This window comes from Undibacterium sp. 14-3-2, from assembly GCF_016595265.1.
Lineage (GTDB): Bacteria > Pseudomonadota > Gammaproteobacteria > Burkholderiales > Burkholderiaceae_D > Undibacterium > Undibacterium aquatile.
Genome location: NZ_JAENGS010000002.1, coordinates 481,528 through 497,499, shown reverse-complemented (window position 1 = coordinate 497,499; position 15,972 = coordinate 481,528). Strand labels below are relative to the sequence as shown.

Annotated in this window: 12 protein-coding genes; 6 read left to right on the top strand and 6 right to left on the bottom strand. The window is 51.0% G+C overall.

Features of this window, described 5'->3' with window-relative positions:
- The first annotated feature begins 17 nt into the window (after window positions 1-17).
- Window positions 18-224 carry a hypothetical protein gene (locus Undi14_RS06705; protein ID WP_200178844.1) on the top strand — a complete coding sequence of 69 codons (207 nt, stop codon included), beginning with the start codon at window positions 18-20 and terminating at the stop codon, window positions 222-224.
- A gap of 124 nt (window positions 225-348) precedes the next feature.
- Here the strand turns inward: Undi14_RS06705 and Undi14_RS06700 are convergent, their stop codons facing one another.
- The 3 genes from Undi14_RS06700 to Undi14_RS06690 form a co-directional block, all read right to left on the bottom strand.
- A complete protein-coding gene (locus tag Undi14_RS06700; protein WP_234030455.1) occupies window positions 349-837 on the bottom strand; it encodes a DUF805 domain-containing protein in 489 nt (162 codons plus the stop codon).
- A 104-nt stretch (window positions 838-941) separates the two neighbouring features.
- On the bottom strand, window positions 942-1,352 hold the full coding sequence (locus Undi14_RS06695) for a TM2 domain-containing protein (protein WP_234030454.1): 411 nt from the start codon (window positions 1,350-1,352) through the stop codon (window positions 942-944).
- 365 nt (window positions 1,353-1,717) lie between these two features.
- A complete protein-coding gene (locus Undi14_RS06690) occupies window positions 1,718-2,263 on the bottom strand; it encodes a GNAT family N-acetyltransferase (protein ID WP_200178842.1) in 546 nt (181 codons plus the stop codon).
- Window positions 2,264-2,522: 259 nt separating this feature from the next.
- On the opposite strand from Undi14_RS06690, the gene Undi14_RS06685 reads away from it, so the two are divergent.
- On the top strand, window positions 2,523-3,956 hold the full coding sequence (locus Undi14_RS06685; RefSeq protein ID WP_200178840.1) for an L-cystine transporter: 1,434 nt from the start codon (window positions 2,523-2,525) through the stop codon (window positions 3,954-3,956).
- A 199-nt stretch (window positions 3,957-4,155) separates the two neighbouring features.
- Entirely contained in the window at window positions 4,156-5,346 is a 1,191-nt protein-coding gene (locus tag Undi14_RS06680) for a serine hydrolase (RefSeq protein ID WP_200178838.1), read from the top strand.
- 175 nt (window positions 5,347-5,521) lie between these two features.
- Here Undi14_RS06680 and Undi14_RS06675 read toward each other — a convergent pair whose 3' ends face one another.
- Both Undi14_RS06675 and Undi14_RS06670 read right to left on the bottom strand, forming a co-directional pair.
- A complete protein-coding gene (locus Undi14_RS06675; RefSeq protein WP_186896966.1) occupies window positions 5,522-6,553 on the bottom strand; it encodes a Glu/Leu/Phe/Val dehydrogenase in 1,032 nt (343 codons plus the stop codon).
- Between the two features lie 294 nt (window positions 6,554-6,847).
- The gene (locus Undi14_RS06670; RefSeq protein WP_200178836.1) at window positions 6,848-7,498 is read right to left on the bottom strand and encodes a hypothetical protein; all 651 of its coding nucleotides are present in this window, start codon (window positions 7,496-7,498) and stop codon (window positions 6,848-6,850) included.
- A 441-nt stretch (window positions 7,499-7,939) separates the two neighbouring features.
- Here Undi14_RS06670 and Undi14_RS06665 point away from each other — a divergent pair, with 441 nt between their 5' ends.
- The 3 genes from Undi14_RS06665 to Undi14_RS06655 all read left to right on the top strand — a co-directional run bounded on the left by Undi14_RS06665 (window position 7,940) and on the right by Undi14_RS06655 (window position 14,095).
- Window positions 7,940-9,136 (top strand): efflux RND transporter periplasmic adaptor subunit, encoded by a 1,197-nt coding sequence (locus tag Undi14_RS06665; protein WP_200178829.1) that lies wholly within the window; start codon window positions 7,940-7,942, stop codon window positions 9,134-9,136.
- Between the two features lie 3 nt (window positions 9,137-9,139).
- Window positions 9,140-12,328, top strand: a complete 3,189-nt coding sequence (locus Undi14_RS06660; protein ID WP_200178826.1) for an efflux RND transporter permease subunit — start codon at window positions 9,140-9,142, stop codon at window positions 12,326-12,328.
- Between the two features lie 210 nt (window positions 12,329-12,538).
- The gene (locus Undi14_RS06655; RefSeq protein WP_234030453.1) at window positions 12,539-14,095 is read left to right on the top strand and encodes an oligopeptide:H+ symporter; all 1,557 of its coding nucleotides are present in this window, start codon (window positions 12,539-12,541) and stop codon (window positions 14,093-14,095) included.
- Window positions 14,096-14,200: 105 nt separating this feature from the next.
- Here the strand turns inward: Undi14_RS06655 and Undi14_RS06650 are convergent, their stop codons facing one another.
- Window positions 14,201-15,874: an alkaline phosphatase family protein gene (locus tag Undi14_RS06650; RefSeq protein ID WP_234030452.1), complete on the bottom strand. Its 1,674-nt coding sequence runs from the start codon at window positions 15,872-15,874 to the stop codon at window positions 14,201-14,203.
- Between the last annotated feature and the right edge of the window lie 98 nt (window positions 15,875-15,972).

Genomic DNA, 15,972 nt, shown 5'->3' with positions numbered 1-15,972 from the left:
TTGTTATCATCTTGCACATGATGTCTGAAACGAATAAACCGATACAGCAAAACTGCCGTTTATGCGTGCATTACTACATTACGCATGATGTGAATTTCATGTATGGATGCCGCATGTTCGGTATTAAAAGTCAACGTCAGCCTTTGATGGAAATTGTCGAAGCGTCAGGCCAGCCTTGTGAGGGATTTGAATTGAAACAACGCTTGCCAGCGTCTGGTTCGTAAAATTTCCGGGCTACAAAAAACACCGGAAAAAAGAAAAAGCGACATCGGTGGTGATGTCGCTTTTTTTTTGCAGAGACACGATCAGGTCAGCACCTGATGATTTGTTCTGACGATGCCGGTCGGCTTATTTGACCGGAGCACCGTAACGGTTTTCTGTCTTTTGCCCTTCGCTCGCGAGGAACACCAGCAGCACGATGATACCGATGACAGGAATGAGTGCGATCAGCATCCACCAGCCACTGCGGTTGGTATCATGCAGACGGCGCATGGTAACCGCAATGGCGGGGATGAATGTACCTAGTGCATAAAGACCACCGAGAAACCCCATACCTGATGAAATATTTGAACTGCCCGTGATACCGTCGACCAGACCTAAACCCATACTGATCAGGATGTTAAACAGGAAAAAGAACCAGTACTCTTTGCGACGTGCACGGCCACTGAAGCCGGCATAATTTCTGAGTACCGCGACATACCAGTCGAACGCCTGAACTTCATCGCCAGCAACGTTCGCCGCTGGTGCCGGCACCGTTTGCTGCGCACCACAATGCGGGCAGGTTGCAGCAGTTTCGTGAATTTCCTTACCGCAGCCGCGGCAAAATACCATGCTCATAGTTTTCCTTTTCAGATAATTTTTTCAGCACATTGACAGATCACTGGCCAACACCGCATCGTGCATACGTCGCAGGCTTGTCGGGTTTGCTCGTTGCTGTGATCTCAGGTCCAGAGGTTGATCGTATTACCGTCTTTATCGGTGAAGCTGCCGACCACGATCATGATGAAATCGATCAGTGCCCAGATACCCAGACCGCCAAACGTCAGCAGCTGCAAAATACCGGTGCCGATTTTTCCTACATAAAAGCGGTGTATGCCAAAGACGCCTAAGAAAAAGCACAGCAATGCAGCAGGCAAAATCCGCTTGTCGGAATTGCTCGCTTCTTTTGGCGTTCCCTGTGGTGCGCCACAATTGGGGCAGGTCACAGCGGTTTCATGAATTTCCTTACCGCAGCCGCGGCAAAACACCATACTCATTTTTTCTCCTTGATTTGTACTGCGACGAAAGCGGCGAGCCAACGATGTGGCGCGCGATACCGATGAATTATTGAAAAGGAAGACGCTATTCAACATGAACTTCAACTGCTTGTTGATGTGCGGACAATCTAATCATAAAAGCAATTCTAAGAGAGAAGTTGTTTGAATGAAATGAAAAAATTCAAATAAGGCGGAACTTACGCAACATTGTCTGCGCAAGGCATCAATACAAACGCAGTGCAAAGGCAGCGCAAAACGATATGACGAGGATTCATCTGCTTAGCGAGAGGTTGGCGGGCTGGCTGCGCAAGAAGCTCAAATGGACTCAGTGCATAACGATGTTGTAAAAATGAACGAGCGTTGCTGATGGCAGACGAATGAAAAAAAACGACATCGTAGGTGATGTCGCTTCAGGGGAATCTTTTGACCTTGTTGATGCTTGTGAGCCAGTGTTGGCAGACTTAATTTGACTGATGCTGCGCGGCGCTGTTCGCTTGCCAGACTGCACGCGGCATATCGTAGACGGCGACTTGCATGTCGTACCATGATTCGGTTGCTTTAAACTGCATACCCAGTTTTTTCATCACGTGGGCGGACACATGATTATCCGGATGACAGACGGCACACAACAGTGGCGCGTTCAGTGTGTCGAAAGCAAAGCCAGCCATCGCTCTGGCTGCTTCTGACGCATAGCCGTTACCCCAGCGGTCACGGCGCAGCCGCCAGCCGGTCTCCAGCGGATTCGCCGGATCGCGCCCCAGATGCTGAATACAACCCGCACCGACTAACTGACCGCTGTCTTTTTCAAAAAACGACCACCAGGAAAATCCGTATTCTTTCCAGCGCGCTTTGACGCGATCGATCATCGCTTGCGTGTCGCCGGGTGTATCCGGTTTTCCGGTGATGTAACGCATCACTTCGATATCGCTGTTCATCGCGAACAGCCCATCAAAATGACTGTCGTCCATCGGAATCAATTGCAGGCGTGGGGTAAGCAAGATCGTCATTATCGGGCTCCTTCTCAGGCGTCAGAGTTAATCAGTAGGGCTGCTGTGCAGCAAGACGCTCAGTGTATTTGTACCAGACCGCTTTCGCAATGCGCTTTGATACGTGCGCTCTCGGGGCGACGTCGCCACCACGCAGTGACTTTATCGTTGCCAAGTATAATCACAGGAATCATTGATTTTTTATCGAAAAATCTCAACATGCTGAGTGGCCTATCCGTCACTGCTTTTCACTTCATTTCATTTAGACAGAGGCAAGTTCATGATCGGTCCGATCGCTACTTATTCCATTTTTTTTGTTTTGATTAATCTGGCCATCGCTGTGGCGATAGGCGGATTGATGTACCGGCAACAGCGCAAGGAGGCAACGTTTACCGTGCGTGTGCTGACTGGCCTGGCGCTGGGCGTATTGCTGGGTGCAGCGATGCATCTGTTGTATAGCGGTGATGCCAGCACGGCAGCGATTATCACCACGACCAATGCTTATCTCGACATCGTTGGTACTGGTTACGTCAAGCTGTTGCAGATGATCGTGATGCCGCTGATTATGGTGTCGATCGTCGGCGCGATTCTGAAACTGAATGGTGCCAGTGAACTCGGGAAAATCAGTGCTTTAACCATAGGCACCTTGCTGGCAACGACAGCAGTAGCAGCGGGCATTGGCATTATGATGGCCAAATTCTTTGGCCTGACTGCCGTTGGCTTGAGTTCAGCCGCGGCCGAAGTCGCGCGTGGCGAGTATCTGCAAGGCACGCTGGCAAACGCAAAGGCAATCAGCCTGCCAAGTTTGCTCTTGAGTTTTATTCCGACGAATCCATTTCTGGATATTACCGGTGCACGTAAAACATCAACGATTGCAGTGGTGATTTTTTCGATTTTCATCGGTCTTTCTGCGACCGGCATCGCCACAGCCAAACCCTTACTGTTTGACTCATTTACCCAGTTCGTCAGTGTTGCTCACGCCATTGTTATGCGCATGGTTTCCATGGTGTTGCGTCTGACACCGTATGGCGTTTTTGCTTTAATAGCGATGGTTGTGGCGGAATCGAGTTATGCCGATATTCTGAAGTTGATTAACTTTGTCGTCGCATCGTACAGCGCGCTGTTGTTGATGTTTGGCGTGCATTTATGTCTGATTGCCGGTAGTGGTCTGAATCCGGTTAAGTTCGCTAAAAAGATATTTCCGGTATTGGCATTTGCGTTTACTTCGCGCACCAGCATGGGCGCAATCCCGATGAATGTGCAGACCCAGACTCAGCGCCTGGGTACACCGGAAGGCATTGCGAATTTCGCTGCCTCATTTGGTGCAACGATAGGTCAGAACGGCTGTGCCGGAATATATCCTGCGATGCTGGCGATCATGATTGCGCCAACGGTGGGCATAGATCCATTTTCCTTCAGTTTCATCGCGCAGTTAATTGCGATTGTGACGATCGGTTCGATCGGCGTTGCCGGTGTTGGTGGTGGCGCGACATTTGCTGCCTTGATTGTTCTTTCGACGATGAATTTGCCAGTCGCATTAGCGGGGCTGTTGATTTCCGTGGAACCCTTAATTGATATGGGGCGTACGGCATTGAATGTCAGTGGTGCGATCACAGCAGGGACGATCACCAGCCGGGTATTGGGTGAGACCGATATGAACGTGTTTAACAGCGATGCAGAATTCACGACGGACGAGGCTGAACACCGAGTGTAATCTCCTTCCTGTTACTAAGCAGACCTCGCAAGCCGCCTGTATCCTTTTTCAGGCGGCTTCGTCATTTTTAACGCATGTATTTTTAATGCACACCGGAATGACAGATGGTGAAAATGCCGGTGTGCTGAGATTGCTCATTTTTTAAGTCCGTAGTTAAATGAATGCCGCTTGTTCTTTCAATGAAAAATAAGGTGATCGCATGGGGATAAAAAAACTGCTGTTTATTGTTAGCGGAGTTGTTTTGTTTTTCAGCGGATATTCATTTGCTTCTGCGCAAGTGAGCGCTCAGCTTGTATCAGCAACGCCGGCAGGCGCAGAGACGCAGGACAAGGCGGCGTTATTAAGTGCGGCCGAAACGCAATTAGCGAATAATATCCGCGCACTTCTTCAGGAAAAATGTCAGCAGAATCAGTTTTCCGGTGCGATATTAATCGCGAAAGGAGAGCGCCTCATTACCGATGGTGTGTGCGGGCAGGCAAATAAGCGCTACCACTATGCGAATACGATAGACACAAAATTTAATATCGCGTCGATAGGAAAGATGTTGACTGCTGTGGCGATTGCGCAATTGGCGGACGCGGGAAAACTCAGTTACGACGATAAGTTGAGTCAATACGTGGATACGGGCTGGTATCCCAAAAATGTACTGGATAAGGTCACGATACGGCAGTTGTTGTCACATCGCGCTGGCTTTGGTGACATGCTGTCGCAGCAGATCATTCAGTCGCCCTACATCAGACTGCTTTTTTTGCGGGAGCTGGAGGATTACACACCATTATTGCAAGGCGACACGCTGAAAGCTGAACCGGGCAGCCGGTTTTCCTATAGCAATACAGGGTATTTTTTATTAGGTCTGGTGATCCAGAAGGCATCGGGAGAAAATTTTTTCAGCTATATCCGGGAACATATTTACCAACCTGCAGGAATGCTGAACTCTGACAGTTATTTCAGGGACGAGCCTGTCGATAACATGGCGACTGGCTATTTTTCTACGCCGGAAGCACCGGATTTTTCAAAAGAAAATAATTTTTATATTCCTTTGCGGGGACTGCCATTCGGCGCAGGCTACTCGACCGTCCATGATTTATGGCGCTTCACGACCGCATTGCAGAGCGGGAAGTTAATTAAAAAAGCGACGCTGCAATTACATTTGACTGATAACAGCCAAGGACAAAACGCGGGCGGCAGACCATACGGTTTAGGCTTTCAGGTATGGAATAGCGCATTAGGAAAAGTGGCGGGACATTCCGGTAGTCTGCGCGGTGTGTCCGGCGATGTTGCAATGTACCTCGACAGTGGATATACGATGATCGTGCTGTCGAACTATGATTCTGCCGGATCTTTACCTGCGCAATTGGAGGGATTGCTGCCTAAGTCAGCGGAAAAGTGAACTTTCACCTTTACGTGATGTGAGTTTGGACGTACGCTTTTTTTGATCCACTCGTTGACAACGCAGCTGTTAAGCCGATGCCGTTATTAAGCCCGGATTAAAAAAAGCCACCTGACATGTTGTCTAGGTGGCTTTGCGATGACGGTATCAGTGAATCAGTATACCGTCAGCATGCTTAGTTTTTAAACTTCGCTTCCGCGATGCGATCAGCTACCACGCTGGTTGGCAAACCTTCTGCATCGGCGCGGGTGAATACTTCTGCCAGGGTGTCGCCGATACGGCGTACATGCGCTTCCATGCCGTCTTCAGGTGTATTCAGGTATTCGTAGCAGACTTTGATAATGCCGCCGGCATTAATGACGAAATCCGGTGCGTACAAAATACCTTTCTGGCGACAGGCTTCACCGATATCGGCGGTGGCTAACTGATTGTTGGCCGCACCCGCAACGATCTTTGCTTTCAGGCGGGAAAGCGTATCCGGATTCAGTGTCGCACCGAGAGCGCAAGGCGCATAAATGTCGGCCTGCACATCGTAGATCGCATCAATGCCGACAACTTCTGCACCCAGCTCGTCTTGCGCGCGTTGCAATGCAGCCTGATCGATATCGGCCACGACTAATTTTGCACCTGCTGCATGCAGACGGCGGGCATAGTCGTAACCGACATGCCCCAGGCCTTGCAGCGCAACGGTCAGACCGTCAAAGCTATCGCGTTTGAGTTGATGTTTGATTGCTGCTTGTGCGCCGACGAAGCAGCCGAGTGCGGTAAATGGCGATGGATCGCCACGGTCACCGAGACCCGCGACGTATTTTGTTTTGCTGGCGACATTGGCCATATCTGCCGGGCTGGTGCCGACGTCTTCTGCCGTGACATAGCGACCGCCGAGACGCTCAAGCGCTTCGCCCAGGGCTTCAAACAAAGCCGGTGTTTTATCTGTTTTCGGATTACCGATGATGACGCTTTTACCGCCGCCGATAGGCAGGCCGGCAACCGCGTTTTTATAAGTCATGCCGCGTGACAGGCGCAGTACGTCGCGTACCGCTTCTGCTTCGCTGGCATAGTTCCACATACGGCAGCCGCCCATTGCCGGGCCGAGATGCGTATTGTGAACAGCGATAATGGCTTTCAGGCCGGATTTTTCTTCTGAGGCAAAAACAACCTGTTCGTGGTTGTCGAAGTTGATTTCGTTAAAAACAAAAGCGGTCATGCTTATGGCTCCGCGCGGCGTAATACTGTGAACCTGATAAGGCAACAGTGTCTGGCCGCAAAAAGTGAATGAAAAAGGACAAAACGGGTACAACAAATACTGGATAAAAAAAAGCTTCTGATTGCTGGTTGGTGCAATCAAAAGCGCAGGGCGGTGATTGTGTCACGCGGGAGGAAGTATAAGGGACGCCAGACATTTACTCAAATCCGGGGCTGTTCTGATACCCGCAGCAAATTAATACGGCACAAACCGGCATTCATGATGTCCAGCGCAGATTTGAATATGCCATTCATTTCATGCAGCGGCTTTATCTGACGCCGGATGCAGCAGGCCGAATAATTCTGCGGTATAACGGGTTTGCGATTTAACGCAGCAACCGCGGGAATACGCATTCATGAAACCATGCCGGGTTCCTTTGGCAAGTTCTGCCGGATGACCGCGTTGGCGCAGATCGTTGACCAGTTTCGCGGGATCAAAAGCTGCTTCCTTTTCCGCAAAAATCAGGCGTACAGGGCAAACAGGAAGTACCTCTCGATAATCGCGTATTCGTGAGCCGTAAAATAGCACCATGTTCTGCAATGAACGCACGAATTCGTGCTGGCTGCTGATCCATAATGCACTGGCGCCGGCGCTGAATCCTATCGCATGAGTAAGCCCGGTTTGCTGTTGCAGGATAGTATTGAGCTTTTCTGTATAGCGGGCGACGCCGCCTTCGGCAATGAAGGCCTGGTATGCGTCTTGCTCCGAACGGAACTGGCGTTCAGTATCCTGAAACGGGCTGATGATGAGGGCGTTGACTGAGAGCTGACGTACCAGACTCTGTACCGCGGGGGTTATTCCAAAGACATCGGTGGCGATCAGTATGGTCGCAGCGGAGTTGGCTGATGCAGCAGTTACGGGGGCAGCAGGGGATGCAGTTTGAGCAGATTTGACAGAGGCTGGCACAACAAATACGGAAAAGCAAAGGAGGCCGGAGCCTACCGGACTTGCAGGGGAAAAGCAAGCCGTACAAAGGCTTGTGCCTGTCTTATTTAATACACGCAATGCCCGATTGACAAGAGCTTTGCGACTCATGGATACTGCCAGCTTCATTCCCTCACGACGCATTTAATTGAGTGCAAGTGTAATTCGCGGGATGCTGAAAAACTGACTGGCAATATTGAGTGTTTCCGGGATTTTTCCCGTGCCATTGTGTTGATGCTGACTGATGTTGGTTGAATCTGGTCCCTGTCTTTGACCTCGGTTTTACCTCACGTTTACTATTTTCAGGTCTGGTCAGCGTCATGTGTTGCGATGTTCAGCATGACAGGTTCGTTCGTTGAACCTTTTTTCTTTATTTTCAGTCCAAGCTGCCTTCTAAAAATTAGAGTATTCCGGAGATTCCTTATGTTGCGACCTAGTCTGATTGTATTAAGTATTGCACTTGCCTTCACTGGCTGTAGCAAGTTCAAAAAAAGTGATGACCAGACGAAGGCCAGCGCCTCTGCGACTGCCGATAAACCTCTGATGGTGACCAATGAGGATTTATCCATCGTACAAAGTAATGCACTCTCTTCTGGCCCCGTGATTACCGGCTCTATCCAGCCAGAACGAAAAGCCGATCTGCGTTCAGAAATTTCCTCGGTTGTATTGCAGGTGCTGAAAGAAAACGGCGAAACCGTGAAGCGCGGCGATACGCTGGTGCGGCTGGACGACACGTCGATCAAAGACAGTCTGCATTCTGCGCAGGAAGCCGAGCGCGCTGCGGTGCAGACGTTTGATCAGGCCGAGCGCCAGTTGCAGCGTCTGAAAACCCTGCGTGCTTCCGGTATGGCATCCACTCAACAATTAGAAGATGCTGAAATCCGTCGCAACAACACGCAAAGCGATCTGGTTGCCGCAAAGGCGCGCACAGTGCAGGCACGTCAGCAATTACAACGCACGGAGGTCCGCGCACCGTTTGACGGCGTGGTCAGCGAACGTAAAGTGTCGGCTGGTGATACAGCACAAATCGGTAAGGAACTGGTTAAAGTCATTGATCCGACCAGCATGCGTTTTGAAGGGTTGGTCTCAGCGGATAAAGTCACCAGCGTCAAGATCGGACAAGCAGTCTCTTTCCGCATCAATGGCTATGGCAATCAGGAATTCAGAGGAAAAGTGAAGCGCGTCGATTTAGCGGCGAACGCAACGACACGGCAGGTCGAAGTGCTGGTCACATTAGGCGAGGGCACACAGCCACGCGTATCCGGCTTGTTTGCCGAAGGCATGATAGAAGCAGCATCGACAGAAACACTGATGATCCCCGGTTCTGCACTGGTACGCGATGGTGACAAGGCTTACGCATGGCGCGTCAAGGATGGCGTACTCAGCAAAGTCAGCGTCAGCATCGGTGAGCGTGATCCGCGTCGTGGCGATTTTGTGGTACGCAGCGGCCTGCTGAATGGCGATAAGGTGGTCAGCAATCCGCTATCCACATTGAAGGACGGGCAAAAAGTGCAGATGGTGGCTTCTGTTCCTAAAAATACACCCGTTGCAGTACCTGCACCGGCAGCGGCATCCGCTGCAGCAGCTTCAACTACAGCTTCTGCGGCTGCGGGGAAATAAACCATGTTTTTATCTGACTTCAGTATCAAACGCCCGATAGCGATGATCGTCATCATCATCGCATTGATGGCGTTGGGCTTACTTGCCCTGAAAAAACTCAAGGTTAATCAGATTCCGGATGTCGATCAGCCCTTGCTGGTGGTCAGCGTGCCGTATCCCGGCGCCTCACCGGAAACCGTGGAACGGGAAGTGATTAACCGCATAGAAAAATCTTTGCAGAGTATCACCGGTGTCGATAAATTGACCTCGACTGCTTATGAAGGCAGTGCGAGTATCGTCATCTTCTTCAACTTTAATAAGAACATGGTGGAAGCCTCGGATGAGGTGAGAAATGCGATTGCCGGTGTGCGCTACAAGCTACCGGTGGAAATGCGCGAACCGGTGCTGCAAAGGATAGACCCGTCGGCGCAACCCATCATGCAGATTGCTTTGTCTTCCAGCACACTGACGCACGCTGAGATTTCACGCAAGGCCGAAGATGAATTTTCGGAAAAATTCCGGGGTATTGATGGCGTTGCGACAGTCACTGTCAATGGTTCGCTGAAACGTGAGCTGAGTGTCTTGCTGCATTCGCAGAAACTGCGTGAATACAATGTGTCGGTGGCGGAAGTCGTGAACGCCTTAAAAAGCCAGAACACTACAGCACCGGTGGGTAAAGTCAAAGGTGAGCTCAACGAACAAAGCATACGTCTGATCGGCAGGATAGAGTCGCCGGAGGATTTCAAGGCGATTGTCATCAAGCGCCGTGGTAATGAAATTATCCGTCTGGCACAGGTCGCCGATATCGCCGATGGCTTTGCTGAGATCAGCGGTTTCAGCGTCCGCAACGGCAATCCTAACGTCGGTATTTCTGTGACCCGTTCACGCGATGCGAGTACGGTGTCGGTGGCAAAACGCATTCGCAGCATGGTTGATGAGATCAACAAAACACTGCCTGCCGGTACCAAAATGGAAGTCACGCAGGATGGCGGCAAGGATGCTGAAAGCAGTCTGAATAACGTGATCGAATCGCTGATTTTCGGTGCGGTGCTGACGATTTTCGTGGTGTATGTTTTCCTTAATTCCTGGCGTTCAACTCTGATTACAGCGCTGAGTCTGCCGACCTCGGTTGTGGCCGCATTTATTGCGATCTGGTTGTCCGGCTTTACCCTCAACTTCATGACTTTGCTGGGATTATCGCTGGCGATCGGTGTGCTGATTGATGATGCGATTGTGGTGCGCGAAAACATCGTCCGGCACATGGAAATGGGTGTGGACAGACGTACTGCTGCAAGTAACGGGACGAAAGAAATCGGGCTGGCAGTGGCGGCAACGACGTTTTCTATCATTGCTGTTTTCATTCCTGTCGCGTTTATGCCGGGCGTTTCCGGCGAGTGGTTCCGGCCATTTGCGCTGACCGTTGCGTCTTCGGTGCTGGTCAGTCTGTTCATTTCCTTTACGCTCGATCCTATGTTGTCGGCATACTGGGGGGATCCGCCGGGGCATCATGAATTGCCGAAAAAAGGCATCAGTCTGGTTCTGGCAAGGTTCAATCAATGGTTCGATCATCAGTCAGACCGTTACGGTAATGTGATTGCATGGGCGCTGCATCACCGCGTCTGGATGGCGGTGATTGCCGGCGTCTCATTTGTCGTGGCTATCGTCTTACATGCGACACTGGGCGGCTCCAGCTTTTTGCCAGCAGCCGATAACGGCATGCTGATCGTCAACGTGCGCACTCCTTCGAGTTCCAGTCTTGAATATTCCAGACTGAAAGTCGAAAAATCCGCAGAGCTTGCGCGTACTATCAAAGAAACCAAGGCAACCAACAGCACGGTCAATCTGAGTGGTGGCCGCGTCTATGTTGATATTGGCAAAAGCACAGAACGTAAACGCTCTGCGGCAGAGATTGCGGTTGAATTGCGCAAGCTGGTCGGCAACATCATCGGTGCCGAATATGTGGTGCAGGATGATCTGAATAATGGCGGCGGTAAGCCGGTGCAGATACAGTTCTCCGGCCCGGATGCACGTAAGCTGTTGTCGATTGCAAATGAGTTCATGGATAAGCTCAGAAAAGTCGAGGGCGCAGTTGATGTCGGCTTGTCTGAACAAGATCCTAAAGATGAATTGCAGATAGAAATGGATCGCGGACTGGCGAATACCCTGGGCATTTCTGTGAATGACGCCGCGCAAGCATTGCGAGTCGCGTTTGCCGGTGTAGAAGTTGGCGACTGGGTTGATCCTACCGGCGAAACGCGCGATGTATCTGTGCGTTTGCAACCGGGTGACCGTGTCAATCTGGAAAATATCGAACGTTTGCCGATCTCCGTGACCGGCAGCGATAAGATGGTGCCGCTGGAACAGATTGCGAAAATCACGATGGGCAAAGGGCCATCGCAGATTCAGCATTACGATGGCAAACGCATGATTGCGGTGTCAGCCAACGTGCAGGGACGTTCTGCCGGTGAAGTGACTTCCGATGCGCTGAAAATCGCTAAAGCGATGAGTTTTCCTACTGGTTATGCACTCGAACTCGGTGGTGCCGCCCGCTCGCAGAAAGAATTGTTCAGCGAGATGGGAATTGCATTGGTGATGGGCATCGGTCTGATGTATCTGATTCTCGTCATGCAGTTTGGCTCATTCACGGCACCGATTGCAGTGATGCTGTCTTTACCGTTGAGTCTGATCGGTGTGGTGGTGGCACTGCTGCTGACCAAAGGCACACTCAATCTGATGAGTTTTATCGGCATCATCATGCTCATGGGGCTGGTGGCGAAAAATGCGATTCTGCTGCTGGACTGTGCGCGTGAACGTGAGCGTGAAGGTTTTGACCGAGAAGAAGCGCTGATGTATGCGGGGCGCAAACGTCTGCGGCCGATTCTGATGACGACATTTGCATTGATTGCAGGTATGTTGCCAGTCGCAATCGGCTTGGGTGAAGGCGGCGAGTTTTACCGTCCTTTAGCCATTGCAATTATCGGCGGCACAATTACCTCGACTTTGCTGACCTTGCTCGTGGTGCCGACTTTCTATGACAGTATAGAAATCAACAGCGACCGCATGGTGGCGAAATTCCACCGTCGCGATGAACGCTGGAATACGGCAGTGGCATTTGTGTTGACCTTGCTGGAGGCAATATTCACCGTGACGTTTATCCGCTTTATTTTCCGTCTGCCATTCCGGATCTGGCGCAAAATAAAAGGCAGAAAATAAAACGAAAAATCAATCCGCTGTCGTCAGCGAGTCAAGGCTTTACCTGCTTGCTGACGACGCTGAAACTTGACGTGATACCGGCAAATCAGGATACTTCGCCCACCATTTGGGGCGAAAAATACAGCAGGATAAAATGTTTTTTACAGACGGCCTTTACCAAGGGCCGTTTTCTTATTGTTCAACACAACAACAATGAAACTGGAGAGGTCGATGACGCAAAACACCGGGCACGCTGAACAAGCGAAAATGCCGCCACAAATTCCCTACATTATCGCGAATGAAGGCTGTGAACGTTTCAGCTTTTATGGCATGCGCAACATCCTGACCTCATTTCTGATTACCAGCCTGTTATTGTCGATGCCTGAAAACATGCGTGCAGGCATGGCGAAGGAAGTCTTTCATACCTTTGTGATCGGCGTTTATTTTTTTCCTTTGCTGGGTGGCTGGCTGGCCGACCGTTACTTTGGTAAATACAATACCGTTTTCTGGCTCAGCCTCGTGTATTGCGCCGGACATGCGTGTCTGGCGATATTCGAGGATAACCGCAATGGTTTTTATACCGGGCTGTTTCTGATCGCGCTGGGTTCCGGCGGGATTAAGCCACTGGTGACCTCGTTTGTCGGCGATCAGTTTGACCAGACCAATCGCAAGCTGGCGCAAAAAGTATTCGATGGCTTTTACTGGATCATCAATTTCGGTTCCTTCTTCGCTTCCCTGTTGATGCCTCTGTTTCTCAAGCAACTGGGTGCCAGCGTCGCTTTTGGTATTCCTGGTGCGCTGATGTTCATCGCGACCATGATTTTCTGGTCTGGCCGCAAGAAATATGTGCATGTACCGCCAGTCTCGAAAGACCCGCATTCTTTCCTGAATGTCGTGCGTACTGCGCTGACGACCAAAGTTGCAGGCCAATCGAATAGCGGCACACTGATGGCATGGCTGGGCGCGGCGCTGGCAGTTGGCTCGCTGTTCCTGATTCCGGCTATCGGCATAGTTGCCGCATTGTGTCTGGTGCTGGTGTTAATGCTGGGATTCGGCGGCATGGGCGCATGGATGCAGCTGGATCGCGCGCGTGGTGCCCATCCTGATGAGGCAGTCGATGGCGTGCGTTCTGTATTGCGCATTCTGGTGGTGTTTGCGCTGGTGACGCCTTTCTGGTCTTTGTTTGATCAGAAAGCGTCAACCTGGGTATTGCAGGCCGATCTGATGACGAAACCATCGTGGTTCCAGTCCTCACAGATGCAGGCATTAAACCCTATGCTGGTGATGTTGCTGATTCCATTCAATAACCTGATTCTGTACCCTATGCTCAAGCGCATGGGCGTTGAGCTGACTGCCTTGCGTCGTATGGGGCTGGGTATCGCGTTTTCCGGGCTGGCATGGATCGTCGTCGGCTTTATGCAATTGGCGATTGACGGCGGCAATTCGATTGATATCACATGGCAAATCTTGCCGTATGCTTTGCTGACTTTTGGCGAAGTGCTGGTATCCGCAACTGGTCTGGAATTCGCTTACAGTCAGGCACCGCTGGCAATGAAAGGCGTGATTATGAGTTTCTGGAATCTGTCCGTGACGATAGGTAACTTATGGGTCTTGCTGGCTAATTCCAGCGTGAAAAGCACGGCAGTGACTGAGCAGATCAAAACGACAGGCATCAGCGTGGCAGCGTTCCAGATGTTCTTCTTCGCCGGTTTTGCCTTACTCGCAGCCTTGTTGTTTGCGCTGTATGCAAAGAACTACAAAATGCTGAACAACTATCGCAAAGCCTGAAGTAACAAGTCAGTCCGCTGAAATAAAAAAAGCCGCATGATTTTTCATGCGGCTTTTTTCGTTTTCAATTACAGGTATCGAATATCAGGAATCAACAATTCGCTATCAGTGCAGGGCTTCTGTCAGTACCCGGCCTTCGGCGGCGGATGGTGGGCGCACGCGCAACAGATGCGCGAGTGTCGGTGCAATATCCATCACCTCTGCATATTGACCGTAAGCGCCTGCTTTAATCCACGGTTTGCCCATGATCATCAGCGGCACATTCGTGTCATACGAGTAAGGTGAACCATGCGAAGTACCTTGTTTTCCGCTGCTGAAATACCAGAAAGGTTTGATGACCACCATGATGTCGCCGGACACCTGACGGTTCCATGCGCGTTGCATCAAGGTGCCGATACGGGTGGCTGGCAGATTGCCATTTTCCAGTTGCGTGCGGGTGAAGGCATTGGCGACGCCGGGGTAATTCAACAAGAAACGTGCGGCGGTGTTTTCTACTTCTTCCCGTTTCAGACTCTTTTGCTCTATCAGTGTGTAATCAAGAATCACATTTGGCGGCGACCATTTTCTGACCAGGTTTTCCTGCCCGAATTTTTCTGCCAGATGTTTACTCAATGCTGCCGACATTTGCTTGCCATCGAGGCGCTGTGCATCGCGTTTGATCGATTGTGAGAATTCCGGCACATTCGGGAAACCATGATCAGCAGTCAGTACGACCATGGTGTTATCAAGGCCAACACGTTTATCCAGATAGCTGAAAAAATTCGCCAACAGACGATCGAGTCGTTGCAAATGATCATGCGACATGCGGCTTTCAGGGCCGAAACTATGATTCACATAATCATGGCTGGATAAGCTGACGCCCAGCACATCCGGCACACCGGCAGGATTGCGGCCCAGATTTTCGCCTTCCACCGCAGCACGTGCAAAGTCCAGTGTCATTTCATCGAGATAAGGACCGGTGTACAGCTTGCCGTAATATTCCGCATCCGGTTTGCCAGATTTACTTTCATATTTAAACGGGAAGCGGTTTTTTTCATCGGCGATCAGATCGTCGCTGGCATCACCGGCATACGACGCATCTGCAAGTAAGGGACGCCATTCTTTGCCATAGAATCTATCCTGTGGCTTGCTGGCATGGTATTGCTGCACCCACTGCGGGTGGCTTTGCATATAGTAGGTGCTGCTGGCGAAATTGCCGGATTTGCCCATATACATATACGCAGTACCCGCTTTGCCTGCGAGCAGAATCGCGCCGCGATCCTTGCCAGATACCGTGATGACTTTTGCCCGGTTACCCGTTGCGTAACGCAATTCGTCGCCCACCGTGCTGGCGCGTAAATTAGCCGGTGAGGTGCCAGCACCGGGCTTGGTTTCATCACCGATATAACTGTGCGCATTGTCTTGCGTGCAGTACATAGATTCCAGTGTTTTCGTATCTGTCCAGTCGTTCGAGATGATGCCGTGCTGGTAAGGATACGCGCCCGTCAGTACTGCGGCGTGACCGACAGCTGTGACTGTCACGCCATGTGCCTGATGCGCGTTGCTGAACCAGGCTCCCTGATCCAGCAGACGGCGGAATCCGCCCTGACCGAATTGATCACGATAACGCGTGACTTGCTCTTGCGGCAAACCATCGACCACCAGTACCACGACCAGTTTTGGTTGTGCAGGTTTGTCTGCCGCAATCGCCGGAAATGCTGCCAGGCTGCTGGTGGCAGCGAGACAAGTAAGTAAAAACAGCCTGCGCACAGGGCGCATACAAAGCAGGGAGGGCTTCATCGGTTTCATGTTCTGATGTTCAATGGAGGTTAACAAAACAGCCAGCCACAGGAGGCCGACTGGATGCGAGAGGAATAACAGCGTACAACAGAATTATT

Coding starts and splice junctions, on each gene's coding strand:
- Undi14_RS06665 (WP_200178829.1), top strand. CDS start 7,940: ATGTTGCGACCTAGTCTGATTGTATTAAGTATTGCACTTGCCTTCACT.
- Undi14_RS06655 (WP_234030453.1), top strand. CDS start 12,539: ATGACGCAAAACACCGGGCACGCTGAACAAGCGAAAATGCCGCCACAA.
- Undi14_RS06675 (WP_186896966.1), bottom strand. CDS start 6,553: ATGACCGCTTTTGTTTTTAACGAAATCAACTTCGACAACCACGAACAG.
- Undi14_RS06680 (WP_200178838.1), top strand. CDS start 4,156: ATGGGGATAAAAAAACTGCTGTTTATTGTTAGCGGAGTTGTTTTGTTT.
- Undi14_RS06700 (WP_234030455.1), bottom strand. CDS start 837: ATGAGCATGGTATTTTGCCGCGGCTGCGGTAAGGAAATTCACGAAACT.
- Undi14_RS06690 (WP_200178842.1), bottom strand. CDS start 2,263: ATGACGATCTTGCTTACCCCACGCCTGCAATTGATTCCGATGGACGAC.
- Undi14_RS06660 (WP_200178826.1), top strand. CDS start 9,140: ATGTTTTTATCTGACTTCAGTATCAAACGCCCGATAGCGATGATCGTC.
- Undi14_RS06705 (WP_200178844.1), top strand. CDS start 18: ATGATGTCTGAAACGAATAAACCGATACAGCAAAACTGCCGTTTATGC.
- Undi14_RS06695 (WP_234030454.1), bottom strand. CDS start 1,352: ATGTTGAATAGCGTCTTCCTTTTCAATAATTCATCGGTATCGCGCGCC.
- Undi14_RS06650 (WP_234030452.1), bottom strand. CDS start 15,874: ATGAAGCCCTCCCTGCTTTGTATGCGCCCTGTGCGCAGGCTGTTTTTA.
- Undi14_RS06685 (WP_200178840.1), top strand. CDS start 2,523: ATGATCGGTCCGATCGCTACTTATTCCATTTTTTTTGTTTTGATTAAT.